Consider the following 14,510-nt stretch of genomic DNA (forward strand, 5'->3'; position numbering starts at 1 on the left):
GCGAACTGGAGAGATTCAGGCGAACTGGGCACTAACGAGACAACGGGAGTGGCAATGGAAAATCACCGGATAGCTGGAATCGGGCCGGCGGGGAGCGTCGGGGCGCTCACGGCGTGTTCGCCGCCGCCCCTGGCGCTGTTGAAGGCCGACGGCGTTGAGCGGGTTGCGGTGGACCGCGCCGCGTACGCTGCCGAATTTCAGGCATTCCGGGCATCCGCCCTGACGTTGGGAGCCGCTCTCCTGGCCGACGGTGGTGAGGGGGCCGAAGGAAACGTGGTGTCGTCCCCGGGCAGCCTGCTGATAGCGCTCGCAATGCTGCGGGCAGGGGCCTCCGGGGAGACCGCCGTCGAAATGGACAAGGTCCTAGGACTCCCGGCCGGCAACCGGGATGAGGCCATGAACGCCCTGCTCGGGTTCCTGGCGGCGTACGACGGCGATCCCGGCAAGGTGAACGCGGGGAACCCGCCACGGAAACCGGTCCTGCACGCGGCCAATGGCCTGTTTGTGGACAAGGGTGTGCCAACCGGAAAGAACTACCTGGAAACCGTTGCCAAGCACTATGGTACCGGCGTGTACCCGGTGGACTTCCAGGATGAGGCCGCCACCAAGCCTGCGATCGACGCCTGGGTGAACAAGAACACCGGCGGCCGGATCGAGAAAGCGCCCGCGGGGTACGATCGCGACAACACTTTCAGCCTCCTGAACGCCTTGTACTTCGCCGCGGCGTGGCGGTCGCCCTTCGACCCCAACGACACCCAGGACAGCCCCTTCACCAAGTCCGGTGGCGAGGAAATCAGCGTCCCGACGATGCACAACATGCTGGAGCTCGCCTATGCAGAGGGTGCCGGCTGGCGAGCCGTGGACCTGCCGTACGCAAGAGGTTTTGTCATGCGGCTGGTGCTGCCCGGTCCCGGCGAAGGGCCGGAGACCCTCACGACCGCCAAGCTAGCGGAGATTGCGGCGGCCCTGGACACGGCCCCCGAGGTCTCCGTGCTGATCTCCCTGCCCAGGTGGGACCACAAGAGCAGCTACGACCTCCGGAAAGTGCTGGGATCCTTGGGGCTGGACACAACCCTCACCACCACCGAAGACTTCGACGCCATCCAGCCGGGGCTCACGATCACCAAGGCCGCGCAGGCTGCCAGCATCACTGCCGCGGAGAAGGGGACGGTGGCCGCGGCGGTGACCCGAATTGACGGCATGGTGACCGGATTGCCGCCGGAGCCGGAACAGACCATCGACTTCGACCGGCCGTTCCACTACCAGATCGTGCACGTCGAATCAGGGCTGCCCCTGTTTATGGGAACTGTGGCCGACCCCCGCTGATGGGCGGCCGGCCTGGAGCCAAATCGCCGGAAGCGCTCGAGTTCGCTGCAAACTTCCGGCGAACTGGAGAGTTTCCGGCGAACTCGGCGATCCCTGCAACGGTTTAGCGCGGGCCGCCATGCCAGAGGGCGTCGAACGGGGCGCCCGAGGCCACCCGGTTCCGGATCCCCGCGGTCACAAACGCCTTGGCCGTCCGTGCGGCCTCCAGCCGGGTCGCGCCCTTCGCGAGTTCGGCCGTCACCGCGGCGGCCAGCGAGCATCCGGCACCGGACACGGCCACGTCGCCCACCTTCGGGGCGGACAGGACTTCCAGGGTTTCGCCGTCGTAGTAGACGTCGACGGCGTCGGGGCCTTTCAGCCGCACGCCGCCCTTGGCGAGAACCGCGGCGCCGCTGAGCTCATGGATGCGGACGGCGGCGGCCGTGAGGGATTCGACGTCGGTGATCTCCAGCCCGGAGAGCGACGCGGCCTCGAAGTGGTTCGGCGTGACGAAGGTGGCCAGCGGCAGGATCTGTGCCTTGAGCGCCTGATCGGTGTCCAGGGCGTGCCCCGGCTCCTGGCCTTTGCAGATCAGCACCGGATCCAGCACCACGTTGGCGAACTGCCCGTCGGACAGTGCCGCGGCCACGGTCGCAATTGTCGCGGGGCTGCCGAGCATGCCGATCTTTACGGTATCCAACACGGCCGGTGCGCCGGACGCGGCACCGTAGGCCGCCGTCGTCGCCTCCAATTGGTCCGCAATTACCTGCTGGTCTACCGGGACGAAGCGGTGGTTCCAGTTGTCCTTGGGGTCGAAGGACACGATGCAGGTCAGGTTCGCGATCCCGAAGACGCCGAGTTCCTGGAACGTCTTCAGGTCAGCCTGCGCGCCGGCGCCGCCGGTCGCTTCGGAGCCTGCGATGGTCAGCGCGATGGCGGGGGAGGCGGTGGTGTCGGTAGCAGCCAGGGCAGCGGAGTCGAATGCGGTAGAAGTCATGGTCCCATCCTGCCATTGGGCTAAATCCGGCCGCATTGTGCTCTTGAACAAGTATTCCGTGAACAGTATGAACAAAACCTGAGTGTCCCGGATCACGCGGACTAGGGTGGCGGACGGTGTTGCTTACCGGCGGCGCCGGATCCAGGAAGGTTCATTGATGAGCACCCAACTGACCGAAGCGGCCCGGACCAGGAAAGCCGTCGGCAACATCCTCAAAGGCTCGGCCGGAAACCTCGTCGAGTGGTACGACCTCTACGTCTACACGGTCTTCGCGGCCTACTTCCAGACGCATTTCTTCAACTCCAAGGACGAGCTCCAGGCCGGCCTCGAGGCGATGGCCGTCTTCTCGACGTCGTTCCTGATGCGCCCGATCGGTGCCTGGTTCTTCGGCCGGTACGCCGACCGGAAGGGCCGCAAGGCCGCGCTGACGCTGAGCGTGACCATGATGTCCGCAGGCTCGTTCGCCATCGCCGTGCTGCCCACCCAGGATGTGATCGGGCTGTGGGCCATGATCCTGCTGGTCCTCATCCGCGTGATCCAGGGCTTCTCCGTGGGCGGCGAATACGGCACCAGCGCCACCTACATGTCCGAGGCCGCCACCACCAAACGCCGCGGCTTCTTCTCCAGCTTCCAATACGTCACGCTGATCGGCGGCCAGATGCTGGCCCTGCTGGTTCTCGTGGTCCTGCAGAACGCCATGCCCAAGGCCGAACTGACCGAGTGGGGCTGGCGGATCCCGTTTGCGGTGGGCGGCGTCGCCGCGCTGGTGGTCCTTTGGCTGCGGCGTTCCATGGAGGAGACGGTTTCGGCCGAACAGATCGAGGCCGCAAGGACCCCCGCCGTGGCCGGCGAGGCGCGGCCGGGGACCATGAAGCTGCTGTTTACCAGCTATTGGAAGCCCCTGATGATCTGCATCGGGATCACCCTCGGCGGCACGGTGGCGTTCTACACGTACACCAACTTCATCCTGAAGTTCATGAACGATACCTCGGGCATCGCCAAGACCGACACCTCGGTGATCAACTTCTGGGCGCTGTTCATCTTCATGCTGCTCCAGCCGGTCTACGGCATCATCTCCGACAAGGTGGGCCGCAAGCCGCTGCTGCTCTGGTTCGGCATCACCGGCGTCCTGTTCACGTGGCCGCTGCTCTCCGCCCTGGCCGGCACCAAGGATCCGTTTACCGCGTTCCTGCTCATGATGGGCGGCCTGCTGATCGTGGGCGGCTACACCTCCATCAACGCCCTGGTAAAGGCCGAACTCTTCCCGGCGTCCATCCGCGCCCTCGGCGTCGGTCTGGGATACGCGATCGCCAACTCGCTCTTCGGCGGCACCGTCCCGCTGATCGGCGCGGCACTGCAGAAAGCCGGCCAGGAAGAGCTGTTCTTCACCTACGTCACGGTGGCCATCGGCATCTCCCTGCTGGTCTACATCTTCGCGCTGACGAACAAGAAGTCCACGCACTTGGATCACGAGCAGGGTCACGCCTGGGAGCCCGCCGCCGCCGGCACCGGTGCGGACAGCAACGACGGCGACAAGGGCCTCATCGACGCGTCCCGCCGCTAGGGTTACTGGGCGTTGTCTGCGAACCGCAGTTGCAGGATGGTGGCGGCGACCCCTGCCACGAATGTCGCCGCGAGCACCGCATAGCTGCCTGCCGGGAGCGAGTCGACAGGGTCGGCCACCATGCCGATCAGCAGTGGGACTATCGAGTAGGGGAACCACTCCGCCCAGCCGGTCTTGCCGAACAAATTGCCGAGGGCCAGCATGACGAGCGAGAAGGCGATGGGGGCCACCTCGCCGCGGCTCCACACGGCGATCCAGGCGACCACGGGCGCGAGCAGGAACGAGATCACCGCGGCAAGCAGCACTCGTGGGATTCCGGTGGCGGCCAAGGCCGTAGAGAACCCCGGCAGGTTCATCGCCAGCCCGATCGCCAATGCCTCGACGAGCACGATGGCGACGAGCGCCATCCACCAGACCGCCGCGACCAGCAGCTTGGCGACGGCGAACCAGTGACGGCCCACCGGCAGCGCGAGCATGTTCTTGGCGGTGGCGTCGGTGTACTCCCGGCCAAAGAGGTAGGCGGCAATGAACGCCAGCAGCAGCATCCCGCCGACGCCGAAGATCAGCGTGAGCATGTAGAAGTACGCAGGCCACGTCGCTTCGATCCCGGTAAGGCTCGCTTTGGTGCCCAGAAGCCCCAGCTGGGCAGCCCGCCCGGGTTCGCGCACGATCCACATGAACAATGCGATGCCAAGGGGCATCAGCGCCAGCACCGCCAGGGTGGCCCACGTTGCCTTGGCGCGGCGGAGCTTGACGAATTCCGTGGCGAGAACCTGACCGAACATCAGGCATCCCCGCTCTTCGGGTTCTCGTCCGTGCGCGCGAGGAAGTAGCGCTCCAGATCCAGCGTGAGCAGCGCCTGCTCGCGTTCTTCGGACGTGTAGGCGTCGGTAGCGAAGGCGCGTGCCTTCGCGGCGAGTTCGTCGCGTGATGACTCCTCGATGAGGCGGCCGTCGTGGACGATGCCGATACGGTCCGCCAGGTGGGCGACCTCGGCGAGGATGTGGCTCGACATGAAGACGGTGACGCCACGCTCGTCGGCAAGCGAGCGGAGCAGTTCCCGGATCTCGACGATGCCCGCAGGATCGAGCCCGTTGGCGGGTTCGTCGAGCACGAGAAGTTCGGGGGCGTGCAGCAGTGCGCGGGCGAGCGCGAGGCGCTGCTTGTTGCCGAGCGAGAGTTGCCCGGCGCGCCGGTCGGCGTACGGTCCCAGGCGCAGCAGAGCGATCGAGTCGGCGACCGTCCGGGTTGGCGAGCCGGTGAGCCGCCGCTGGATGTCGAGGTTCTCGCGCACCGTGAGGTTGGGGTAGGCGGTAGCGGTCTCGACGAGGAAACCGACGCGCGAAAACACGTTGGTCTCGCCGGGCAGGATGCGCCGCCCGAGGACCGTCACCTCCCCGCTGCTCGGGCGGATGAGGCCGAGCACCATGCGGATGGTGGTCGTCTTGCCTGCCCCGTTCCTGCCGAGGAACCCGTAAATCTCGCCGCGGCGGACGTCGAGGTCGAGCGAGTCGACGGCGGTGACCCCGCGGTATCGCTTGACGAGGGCACGCGTGGAAACTGCGGTGTCAGGCACGGGGCTCCTCCATGCCCCCATCCTGCCACCACGCCCGGCACGGTCACAGTGCGGGGCCCTGCAGCATCGAATTCGCCGGAAACGTGCGAGGTCGCCGTAAGTTTCCGGCGACCCGGCAGGTTTCGGGCGAACTCGCGGCTCCTGGCCCGCACAGCTGGGTGCGAGAATGGAGGGCGGTTCGGGTGGCTCTTCTGCCCGGGCCGTCCAGTGCTAATACAGCCGGCCGAGCAGCGTGTTCCCTTGCGGGCGCGGGCCGCCGAGCGAACCACTACGAATGGAATGCCCATGACGTCCGCCAAAACTTTCCCGGTGTCCGCACCGCCGAAGTTCGCCTCGATCGGTTCCCCGTACTTCGGCATCATGCTGGCCGTCATGGCCGTGGTGCTGATCCTGTCCAACATCGGGGCATCCAAGGGCGTGACGATCGGCCCGATCATCACGGACGGCGGCTTCTTCCTCTTCCCGCTGGCATATATCCTGGGCGACGTCATCAGCGAGGTCTATGGCTTCAAAGTGGCCCGCAAGGCCATCGTCACCACCTTTGCACTCTCCGTCTTCGCGTCCCTCTGCTACTGGGTCATCATCGCCCTGCCGGGCTTCGGCGACGAGTACGGTGCCTCCAAGCAGGCGGCCCTGGAAGGCGCCCTGGGCCCGGTCCCGCAGATCGTGCTGGCTTCGCTGCTGGCCTTCTTTGCCGGCCAGACCATCAACTCCTGGATCCTGGTAAAGATGAAGGCGCGCACCGGGGAAAGATCCCTGTGGGCCCGCATCATGGGCTCCTCCGTGGCCGGCGAGTTCGTGGACACACTGATCTTCTGCAGCATCGCCGCGTCCGTGATCGGAATTGCCGACGTCGGGATGTTCGTGAACTATGTCCTTGTGGGCTTCCTCTACAAGACCCTCGTGGAGTTCGCCTTCGTACCGCTGACCACGCTCGCCATCGGCTGGGTGAAGAAGCGCGAACCGAGCTACGGCGCTTAGGCAGCCGTCGCCGTTCCGTCGCCGTTCCGTCGCCGTTCCGTCGCCCAGTTCGCCGGAAACCTGCGGGGTCGCCGTAAGTTTCCGGCGACGTCGCGGGCGTCCGGCGAATTCGCGACTCACGGGCCCGTCAGGGGTGCGGGCGGCCGGCTAGAGCACGAAGCAGCCGGTTCCTAAATTCCTGCTCGTGGAAGAGGTGTTCCCACTCGACGCGGATGAACCGCCAGCCCTCTTCAGCCAGGGCTTTCTCCCGGCGCCGTTCCTCGAAGAGCACCTCGGCTGTGGGCCTGTAGTCGAAGTACTTGGTCTTGCCGTCGAACTCGAGGGCGACCTTCTCCTCTTTCCACGCAAAGTCCAGACGGTGGCGCCCGGCGCGGCTTGATACTTCCAGTTGAGGCTCAGGCGGCTTGATCCGAAGCCGGTGGATCAGCTCGCGGGTGAGCGTTTCGCCCGCAGATTCGGACCGCGGATCCGCCGTGATGAGGACGCGGCGGAACGTCCGGATCCCCCGGCGGCCATCCAGTGCATCCGCCATGGCCTGCAGGGCTACTCGATCCGCGCCCAGGCGAAGCGCATGGTCGGTGAGGATCAAGGCCTGCCTGTAGCGCAGCATCATGGCGCAGTCGGCAACCGTCCGTTCCAGAGACGTTGTCCGCAGGCCGCGGACAATGGTGGAGTCGTGTTCGGTAAAGGGACGTGTATGACACCGGACGTCCCTGCCGTGGCGCTCGTTCGACGGGCGCACGTTCTGGAGGACATGGATGGCGTCATCCACGTTCCAGAGGAACAGGCTGCGGAGGCGCGCTGCGGACGTGTGGCTGTAGAGGAAAGTGCCCGTCGACGTCGTACGCGTTCCGTGGGCGTGCGCGAAGATGCGCTGCCTGTTCCGTACGTCCGGGCCTTGGGCATTCCAGAGGCTGGCGCGGATGTAGCAGCCGTGCCGGAGCCGGACAAGGGCGCCCGAATCCAGGAGGGATCGGATGGTCCGCGAGCCGTAGCCGAGGTCGAGCAGTTCTTCTGTGCGCCAGAGATTGCCCGTCGGGGGCAGTTGCAGCGAGGGGTTTTGCGACATGGCTCCAGCGTCCGGTACCGCCGACGCGCCCGGGAGGCTCCGCCGTCGCTATGTGGATAACGGCGATGTGGATAACAGCGGAGTCGCCGGAAAGCTGCCGGGTCGCCGTAGATTTACGGCGAATTCGGGCCTTTCCGGCGAGCTCGACGGCGGCCCGGCACCCGACGCGCCGGTGTCAGCCGGAAACGCGCGCCGTGGTGCCGCGGACGATCAGGGCCGGCTCGATCAGCTTGCGCTCAGGCTCGAGGCCGGGGTCCTGGATCCGAGCCAGCAGGGTGTTGGCGACATCGACGCCGACGACGTCGCTGCGGTTGTCCACGGACGTGATGTCCAGGTACCGCGACTTGGCCAGTTGGGAATTGTCGTAGCCGATCACAGAGAGGTCCGCCGGAATGGACAGGCCGCGCGCCTTGGCCGCGGCGAGGGCGCCGAGGGCCATGGTGTCGTTGGCTGCAAACAGGGCGGTCGTGTCCGGGTGGTGGTCAAGAATCCAGCAGGCGGCCGCGTAGCCGTCCTCCTCCGAGGTCCCCTGCGATTCGCCCGCGATCCGAAGCTCGACGCCGGCCTCCAAGATGCCGCTGCGGAAGCCGTCGCGCCGGTGGGCGGCAGCCCCGCCGGAGCCCGAGAGGTGTCCGATCCGCGTGTGGCCGAGCCCCAGCAGGTGATCTGCCGCCATGCGGCCGCCGCAGTCGTCGTCATTGGTAATGAGGCTGGCGCCGGCAGGAACACCGTTGCGCCAACCGGCGACGACGGCCGGAACCCAGGTTCCGGCCATCATCGACTCGCTCGGCTCGGCCGCGATGACGAGGCCCTCCACGTGCATGGACAGCAGACCGTCTGTGGCTTCGGTGATGCGGTTCTCTCCCGGGCGGGAATCCGCGAGGGTGACCTGGTAGCCGTGGGGGGAGAGAGCGGATTCCATGCCGCGCAGGAGGTCCACGAACCAGAGGTTCCGGAAGTCGTCAATGACCAGTCCGATGCTTTTCGTCTGGCTGCTGGCAAGCGTGGTCGCTGCCCGGCTCGGGCGGTACCCTAGCTCTGACATGGCCGCCCGGACGGCCTCCCGCCGCTTCTCGCTCACCTTCGACGGGTTTTGAAGCACGAGGGACACCAGCGACGGGGAGACTCCGGCGCTCTTGGCGACGTCGTAGATCGTCGGGCGGCGGGTTCGAGAGGTGTTCAGCGTCATCTGCAGAGCCTTTCATGTCTCATTCGAGGATAGCCGTCCCACCATTGACAGGACATATTCACATAGCTACGCTTCTTATCAGCGCTAATTTTTGTAGCGCTCCAATTTTCTGGAGTCGGGCCGTCGGCCTGGCAATTTCAAAGGAGAAATCGATGGCTGACAGTTTAGGAGTTGCCGTAATCGGCGCCGGAATGGCAGGAAAGGCGCATGCAGCCGCGTACCGCACGGCGTCCACACTGTACAGCCCGGTTCTTCCTCCCATCCGGCTGGTCTCCATCGGCGATGTCAACGCCGAGTTCGGCTCCCTTGCGGCAAAGCGTTTTGGCTACGAACGCAATGACACCTCCTGGCAGGCGATCGCCGAGGCCGATGACATCGACGTCGTGAGCGTCGTGATCGCGAACTCCCTCCACCGGGAAGTCGTGGAGGGACTGCTGGCCGCCGGGAAGCACGTGCTGTGCGAAAAGCCGCTCAGCGACTCGATCGAGGACGCCCGCGCCATGGCCGAGGCTGCCCGCAACGCTAGCTCGATCGCGCGCATCGGGTTCACCTTCCGCCGCACCCCGGGCATCGCCTACATCCGCGACCTCATCCGCAACGGCGTCCTGGGCAACGTCCTGCACTTCAGCGGGCGCTACTGGACCGACTACGGGTTCAGCCCTTCGGCCCCCATGAGCTGGCGCTACAAGGGCGGCCAGGGCTCCGGCGCGCTGGCCGACGTCGGAAGCCACCTCACGTACGTCTCCGAATTCCTCTGCGGTGACATCAAGTCCATCAGCGGCGGGCACCTCAGCACCGTGATCGACAAGCGCCCGCTCCCGCTCGCCGCGGTCATGGGCCACGACCACGTCGCTGTCAGCGACACCTTCGAGCCGGTCGAAAACGACGACTACGCGGCGTTCTCCGCAGAGTTCGAAAACGGTGCCGGCAGCTTTGAAGTCTCCCGCGTTGCCGCCGGACACGCCAACAGCCTTCAGTTTGAAGTGTTCTGCGAGAACGGTGCCGCCAAGTTCGACCAGCGCCGTCCCGCCGAAATCCAGCTGTTCCTCAACGATGGTTCCGGCAATGAGAACGGCTACCGCCAGGTCATTCTCGGCCCGGGCCACCCCTACATCGCCGGCGGCCTGGCCATGGACGCCCCTGAAGTCGGCTTCGGACAGAACGACGCCTTCGGCTATCAGGCCCGGGCGTTCCTGGAGGAAGTTGCCGGTCTCAGCGAGGCTGAGTCTCTGCCGCGCTGCGCCACGTTCGACGAGGGCGTGCGGAACATGGAACTGCTCGGCGCGGTCACCGAATCGGCGCTCAACAACGGAAAGAAAATCACGCTATGAAACTCGGCGTCTACAACGCAATCCTGCACGACCGGCCGCTTCCCGAGGCACTCAAGGTCATCGCCGACCTCGGACTGACCGGCATCGAAATCAACACCGGCGGATTCCTGCCCGCCGTCCACGTCCCCACCATGGACCAGATCCTCGAGAGCGATGCGGCCCGTGATGACTACCTCGCGATTTTCGAGGGGACCGGCGTCTCGATTGCGGGCCTGAACTGCAACGGCAATCCGCTGCACCCCAAGCGGGAGATCGGCGAGAAGCATGCCGAGGACATCCGCCGCTCCATCCGGCTGGCGCACAGGCTGGGACAGGACCGGGTGGTGACCATGTCCGGCCTTCCCGGCGGCGAACCCGGGGCCACCACCGTCAATTGGGTGGTCAACGCCTGGAACTCGGCCGCCCTGGACGTGCTGGACTACCAGTGGAGCATCGCGGCCGACTTCTGGAAAGAAACCGACCGCCTCGCCGCCGACCACGGCGTCAAGGTTGCCCTTGAACTGCACCCGCAGAACATCGTGTTCAATACCGCCGATGTGTACAAGCTCATTGAGCTGACCGGCGCCACGCACGTGGGCGTCGAGCTGGACGCCTCGCACCTGTTCTGGCAGCAGATGGATCCGGTCGCGGTGGTGCGCGAACTCGGTCCGCTGGTCTTCCAGGCAGCCGCGAAGGACGTCCGAGTGAACACTGAGAACGCCGCGCTCTACGGTGTCCTCGACAACAGCTTCCGCCGGCTGTCCCCGGAGGAAAACCGCACCAACCTCGGCGGCGACGAGTGGGCCAACGAGTGGCCCAAGAACTCCGCCTGGGACTTCGTGGCCCTGGGCCGCGGGCACGACTCCGCCTACTGGACGGAGTTCCTGCGCGCGCTCTACGAAGTTGACCCGAACATGCTCGTCAACATCGAGCACGAGGACACCTCCCTGGGCCGGATCGAGGGCCTCCAGGTGGCGGCCAAGGTCCTGCGGGACGCCGACGCAGCGCTCTCGGCGTCGCTGCACCTCACGAACTGACCGGCCCGGGGAGACCGCCGTCGTTCGATCAATACCCCGAGGTCGCCGGAAAGCGCCGGGATCGCCGTAAAAGTCCGGCGAACCGGCAGCTTTCCGGCGAATTCGACGGCGGTGCGGAGGCGGCCGACGGCGTCGAACTCGCCGGAGTGGTGGCTCGGTCGCCGGAGAAACGCGCGGAGGTCGCCGCAGATTACCCGGGGCTTCCCGTCTACGGGAGTCTTGCCGAGATGCTCGACGCCGGGGTGGACGCCGTGACCATCACGACGCCTCCGCACACCCGCCGCGAGCTGGTGCTGGAGGCCATCGCGGCCGGCGTTCACGTGGTCGCGGACAAACCGTTCGCCCCGGATGCCGCTTCTGCGCGGGAACTTGCCGAGGCGGCCCGGCAGGCGGGCGTGGTCCTGAATGTCTGTCACAACCGCCGTCGGGACGCGGATATCCTCACGCTCGCCGGCGTCATCGCCTCGGGCGAACTCGGGGAGGTGTGGCGGGTCCACTCGATCATGGACCAGGACGGTGCCGACACCCTTGAGACCGGTGCCACGGGCGGGCTGCTGCGCGATCTGGGCAGCCACCTCGTGGACCAGATGTTGTGGCTGCTGGGCCCGGCCACCCACGTCTACGCCGCGCTCGACTGGACCGACCGCTTCGGCGAGACCACAGATTGCGGCTTCTTCGTGACACTGACGCACGCATCGGGTGCCGTCTCGACGGTCTCGGCCAGCAAACTCAACCACTCCACGACGCGTGAACTGCGCGCCTATGGCAGCGACGGCAGCTACATTGCCTCGGGCGCCGACGTCCAGGCCGAAGCCCTGTTCGCAGGCCGCCGCCCGGCCCGGGAGCCTGCCACTTGGGGGATCGATGCCCCGGAAAACTGGGGGACACTCGCGGTTTCCAGCGGCCGCTCACAGGTGCCCTCGGAGCAGGGCAACTATGCCGGGTTCTACACCGAATTCGCCCGCGCGGTCCGGGACGGCGGGCCCGGACCGGTGCCGGCGACTGAGGGGGTCCGGGCCCTTGAGGTGCTCGACGCCGCCCGGCGCAGCGCGCTGGAGAACAGGGTTGTGGGGCTGGACGGACAGCGCGCGCAGTAGGGGCCGCCGTCGTGCGGTGAATCGCGAGGTCGCCGGAAAGCTGCGGGATCGCCGCAACGTTACGGCGACCTCGAGAGGTTCCGGCGAATTCGACGGCGGGTCCGGAGCGTTTCGGCGACCTGGACGGCGGCAGCCGAACCTAGGAGTAGTAACGGCCCAGGGTCTCGGCCTTGAAGTCGAAGAAGTTGCCCGACTCGATGGCCAGGCGCGCATCGTCCACCATCTTCACCACGAAGCGCTCGTTGTGGATCGAGATCAGCGTCGCCGAGACCATCTCCTTGGCCTTGAACAAGTGGTGGATGTAGGCCCGCGAATAGTTCAGGCAGGCGTAGCAGTCGCAGTCTTCCTGGAGCGGTCCGAAGTCGCGCTTGTACTTGGCGCCGGAGAGGTTGTACCGGCCGGTGGGGTGATAGAACGCCGAGTTCCGGGCCACCCGGGTGGGGGAGACACAGTCGAACGTGTCCGCGCCGTTCTCAATTGCGGTGAAGATATCGTCGGGTTCGGAAATGCCCAGGAGGTGCCGCGGCTTGTTCTCCGGCAGCTCCTCATTGCACCAGCGCACGATCGTGCCGAGATTCTCTTTCTCGAGTGCGCCGCCGATGCCGAAGCCGTCGAAATTCATGGCGCCGAGGTCGCGGCAGGCCTTGCGGCGCAGGTCCTCGTACTGGGCGCCCTGGATCACCCCGAACAGCGCCTGGTAGGGCTTCCCCACGCGCTCGGATGTGAGCCGGAAGTGCTCGGTGATGCACCGCTCGGCCCAGCGCCGGGTGCGTTCCAGGGATTCCTCCTGGTAGCCGCGCGAGTTCTGCAGCGTGGTCAGCTCATCGAACGCGAACATGATGTCCGCGCCGATCTGGTGCTGGACGTTCATGGAGATCTCGGGGCTGAACCGGTGCCGGTCGCCGTTGAGGTGGCTCTTGAACCACACGCCTTCCTCATCGACGTGGGCCAGGCGTTCCTTGCCGGGGGCGACGGCGTCGTCCGGCCCTGAATGGTCCACCGACTTCATGTCGATGACCTTCTTGAACCCCGAGCCCAGGCTCATCACCTGGAAGCCGCCGGAATCGGTGAACGTGGGCCCGCGCCAGTTCATGAAGGCGCCCAGCCCGCCTGCCACGTCCAGAATGTCCGCTCCCGGCTGCAGGTACAGGTGGTACGCGTTGGCCAGCACGGCCTGCGCGCCGAGCTCGGCGATGGATTCCGGCAGCACGGACTTGACCGTGGCTTTGGTGCCGACGGCGATGAACGCCGGAGTCTGGATCTCGCCGTGCGGGGTGGCGATGGTGCCGGTCCGGCCCAGGAACTCCCCGCCGTTGGCGGCGATCTGACCGGCCGACGGCGGGCACGCCTCACTCAGGCGCTTGCCCACACGGAAGGAGAACTCGGACTGCCGGGCAGGCGCGGGCGGCAAAGAATCAGAGACAGGATTGGCTGGCACGGTTCAAGTGTGCCAGCTAACGCTGCCTAAGCCTTAGTGGACGGGATCCGATGTGGGGTAGTTCTCAGCCCGCCATTTGTCCCAGTAATTGCGGATCGCGTCCAGCTGGTGGGCCCCGAGGTCATAGGTGGAGACGATCGCCAGGGATCCGCCGTCGGGCCGGACGTCCGCGATGGCGGGCTGGTCCGCCACGATCAGCAGGCCCTCGCCGTGCTCGGCGTAGTTGTGGACCGTCAGGCCCACCTGGTGATTGCTGCGGAACCAGACCTTGCCGGAGATCTCCTCGCCCGTGGGCAGGGTGAGCGAATACGGGTCCCCGGGCGCCGGGACGTCGCTGAGCCCGAGGTTTTCTATCGCCGAGCCGCCGGTGCCGGGCACGGAGAAGAAGAAGGTCCGGCGTTTGCCGTGCGGGTGCCGTTCCAAGGCGAAGCGCAACTGATGGAGGAAGGTCAGCCAGCCTTGGGTGATGTCCTCGTCCCAGGCGGCCCATTCGGAATTGTGGTCGATCGCCGCCCGGGTGACGCTGACTTCCGTGCCCGTGGGGACAGGTTTCAAGGTGAAGACGTCTCCGCCGTCGACCACCAGGGAGGTGTGGTCCGCGCCTTCGACCACATTGGGGCCGAAGTAGATTTCGTTGATTTCGGCCTCTTGGTCATCGGCGTTCCAGCCGTGCCATTGGGCGATTCTGGCGGGTTCGCGCAGCATGGTCCAAACTTGCTGCGCGTCCGAATTGATCACAACGCTCAGATTGTTCGTCATGGGGTGAATCTACAACGCCAGGCCCCGAACGGGTAGGGGCCGCGTTGACTCGTAGAAAACCTCCGCGTAGCCGGATACGTTGCCTCATTTGAAAACCTCCGCGTAGCGGCGTGGTTGACGGTGTTGGCGGCGGTTGCCAGCTATGCCCGTTTTCATGGAGCTCACGATGGCCCAGCGGCAGGCTGTGA

The 14,510-nt window shown here is 66.2% G+C and carries 13 protein-coding genes; 6 read left to right on the forward strand and 7 right to left on the reverse strand.

The window, feature by feature from the left end; all coding sequences use genetic code 11:
- Nucleotides 1-54 precede the first annotated feature (54 nt).
- Nucleotides 55-1,326 carry a serpin family protein gene (locus AC1DBQ_RS10115; RefSeq protein ID WP_476928371.1) on the forward strand — a complete coding sequence of 424 codons (1,272 nt, stop codon included), beginning with the start codon at nt 55-57 and terminating at the stop codon, nt 1,324-1,326.
- A 103-nt stretch (nt 1,327-1,429) separates the two neighbouring features.
- Here the strand turns inward: AC1DBQ_RS10115 and AC1DBQ_RS10120 are convergent, their stop codons facing one another.
- Complete coding sequence (locus tag AC1DBQ_RS10120; RefSeq protein WP_476928372.1) at nt 1,430-2,302, reverse strand: hydroxymethylpyrimidine/phosphomethylpyrimidine kinase; 873 nt, start codon at nt 2,300-2,302, stop codon at nt 1,430-1,432.
- A 157-nt stretch (nt 2,303-2,459) separates the two neighbouring features.
- Here AC1DBQ_RS10120 and AC1DBQ_RS10125 point away from each other — a divergent pair, with 157 nt between their 5' ends.
- A complete protein-coding gene (locus tag AC1DBQ_RS10125) occupies nt 2,460-3,866 on the forward strand; it encodes an MFS transporter (RefSeq protein WP_476928373.1) in 1,407 nt (468 codons plus the stop codon).
- 2 nt (nt 3,867-3,868) lie between these two features.
- Here AC1DBQ_RS10125 and AC1DBQ_RS10130 read toward each other — a convergent pair whose 3' ends face one another.
- On the reverse strand, nt 3,869-4,651 hold the full coding sequence (locus tag AC1DBQ_RS10130; RefSeq protein ID WP_476928374.1) for an ABC transporter permease: 783 nt from the start codon (nt 4,649-4,651) through the stop codon (nt 3,869-3,871).
- Entirely contained in the window at nt 4,651-5,463 is an 813-nt protein-coding gene (locus AC1DBQ_RS10135; protein WP_476928375.1) for an ABC transporter ATP-binding protein, read from the reverse strand. Before AC1DBQ_RS10135 ends, AC1DBQ_RS10130 begins: the two co-directional genes overlap by 1 nt.
- A 264-nt stretch (nt 5,464-5,727) precedes the next feature.
- Here AC1DBQ_RS10135 and AC1DBQ_RS10140 point away from each other — a divergent pair, with 264 nt between their 5' ends.
- Nucleotides 5,728-6,423 carry a queuosine precursor transporter gene (locus AC1DBQ_RS10140; protein WP_476928376.1) on the forward strand — a complete coding sequence of 232 codons (696 nt, stop codon included), beginning with the start codon at nt 5,728-5,730 and terminating at the stop codon, nt 6,421-6,423.
- 127 nt (nt 6,424-6,550) lie between these two features.
- On the opposite strand, the gene AC1DBQ_RS10145 is transcribed toward AC1DBQ_RS10140, so the two are convergent.
- Complete coding sequence (locus AC1DBQ_RS10145) at nt 6,551-7,492, reverse strand: type IV toxin-antitoxin system AbiEi family antitoxin domain-containing protein (RefSeq protein WP_476928377.1); 942 nt, start codon at nt 7,490-7,492, stop codon at nt 6,551-6,553.
- Between the two features lie 175 nt (nt 7,493-7,667).
- The gene (locus AC1DBQ_RS10150) at nt 7,668-8,681 is read right to left on the reverse strand and encodes a LacI family DNA-binding transcriptional regulator (RefSeq protein WP_476928378.1); all 1,014 of its coding nucleotides are present in this window, start codon (nt 8,679-8,681) and stop codon (nt 7,668-7,670) included.
- A gap of 152 nt (nt 8,682-8,833) precedes the next feature.
- On the opposite strand from AC1DBQ_RS10150, the gene AC1DBQ_RS10155 reads away from it, so the two are divergent.
- From AC1DBQ_RS10155 to AC1DBQ_RS10165, 3 genes are read left to right on the forward strand one after another with little or no spacing between them, the layout of a single operon-like run.
- Nucleotides 8,834-10,012 (forward strand): Gfo/Idh/MocA family protein, encoded by a 1,179-nt coding sequence (locus AC1DBQ_RS10155; protein WP_476928379.1) that lies wholly within the window; start codon nt 8,834-8,836, stop codon nt 10,010-10,012.
- Nucleotides 10,009-11,028: a sugar phosphate isomerase/epimerase family protein gene (locus AC1DBQ_RS10160; protein ID WP_476928380.1), complete on the forward strand. Its 1,020-nt coding sequence runs from the start codon at nt 10,009-10,011 to the stop codon at nt 11,026-11,028. Before AC1DBQ_RS10155 ends, AC1DBQ_RS10160 begins: the two co-directional genes overlap by 4 nt.
- On the forward strand, nt 11,025-12,125 hold the full coding sequence (locus AC1DBQ_RS10165; protein WP_476928382.1) for a Gfo/Idh/MocA family protein: 1,101 nt from the start codon (nt 11,025-11,027) through the stop codon (nt 12,123-12,125). Before AC1DBQ_RS10160 ends, AC1DBQ_RS10165 begins: the two co-directional genes overlap by 4 nt.
- Before the next feature lie 139 nt (nt 12,126-12,264).
- On the opposite strand, the gene tgt is transcribed toward AC1DBQ_RS10165, so the two are convergent.
- Entirely contained in the window at nt 12,265-13,563 is a 1,299-nt protein-coding gene (tgt, locus tag AC1DBQ_RS10170) for a tRNA guanosine(34) transglycosylase Tgt (RefSeq protein WP_476928381.1), read from the reverse strand.
- Nucleotides 13,564-13,596: 33 nt separating this feature from the next.
- Nucleotides 13,597-14,322, reverse strand: a complete 726-nt coding sequence (locus tag AC1DBQ_RS10175; RefSeq protein WP_116767107.1) for an SRPBCC family protein — start codon at nt 14,320-14,322, stop codon at nt 13,597-13,599.
- Nucleotides 14,323-14,510: the final 188 nt, after the last annotated feature.

It is taken from the genome of Arthrobacter sp. 10T413_2 (assembly GCF_056394205.1).

What these genes read in the sequence shown, in the direction of transcription:
- AC1DBQ_RS10140 (WP_476928376.1), top strand. Translation starts at nt 5,728, where the DNA reads ATGACGTCCGCCAAAACTTTCCCGGTGTCCGCACCGCCGAAGTTCGCC.
- AC1DBQ_RS10120 (WP_476928372.1), bottom strand. Translation starts at nt 2,302, where the DNA reads ATGACTTCTACCGCATTCGACTCCGCTGCCCTGGCTGCTACCGACACC.
- AC1DBQ_RS10115 (WP_476928371.1), top strand. Translation starts at nt 55, where the DNA reads ATGGAAAATCACCGGATAGCTGGAATCGGGCCGGCGGGGAGCGTCGGG.
- AC1DBQ_RS10150 (WP_476928378.1), bottom strand. Translation starts at nt 8,681, where the DNA reads ATGACGCTGAACACCTCTCGAACCCGCCGCCCGACGATCTACGACGTC.
- AC1DBQ_RS10160 (WP_476928380.1), top strand. Translation starts at nt 10,009, where the DNA reads ATGAAACTCGGCGTCTACAACGCAATCCTGCACGACCGGCCGCTTCCC.
- AC1DBQ_RS10155 (WP_476928379.1), top strand. Translation starts at nt 8,834, where the DNA reads ATGGCTGACAGTTTAGGAGTTGCCGTAATCGGCGCCGGAATGGCAGGA.
- AC1DBQ_RS10145 (WP_476928377.1), bottom strand. Translation starts at nt 7,492, where the DNA reads ATGTCGCAAAACCCCTCGCTGCAACTGCCCCCGACGGGCAATCTCTGG.
- AC1DBQ_RS10175 (WP_116767107.1), bottom strand. Translation starts at nt 14,322, where the DNA reads ATGACGAACAATCTGAGCGTTGTGATCAATTCGGACGCGCAGCAAGTT.
- AC1DBQ_RS10135 (WP_476928375.1), bottom strand. Translation starts at nt 5,463, where the DNA reads ATGGGGGCATGGAGGAGCCCCGTGCCTGACACCGCAGTTTCCACGCGT.
- AC1DBQ_RS10125 (WP_476928373.1), top strand. Translation starts at nt 2,460, where the DNA reads ATGAGCACCCAACTGACCGAAGCGGCCCGGACCAGGAAAGCCGTCGGC.
- AC1DBQ_RS10130 (WP_476928374.1), bottom strand. Translation starts at nt 4,651, where the DNA reads ATGTTCGGTCAGGTTCTCGCCACGGAATTCGTCAAGCTCCGCCGCGCC.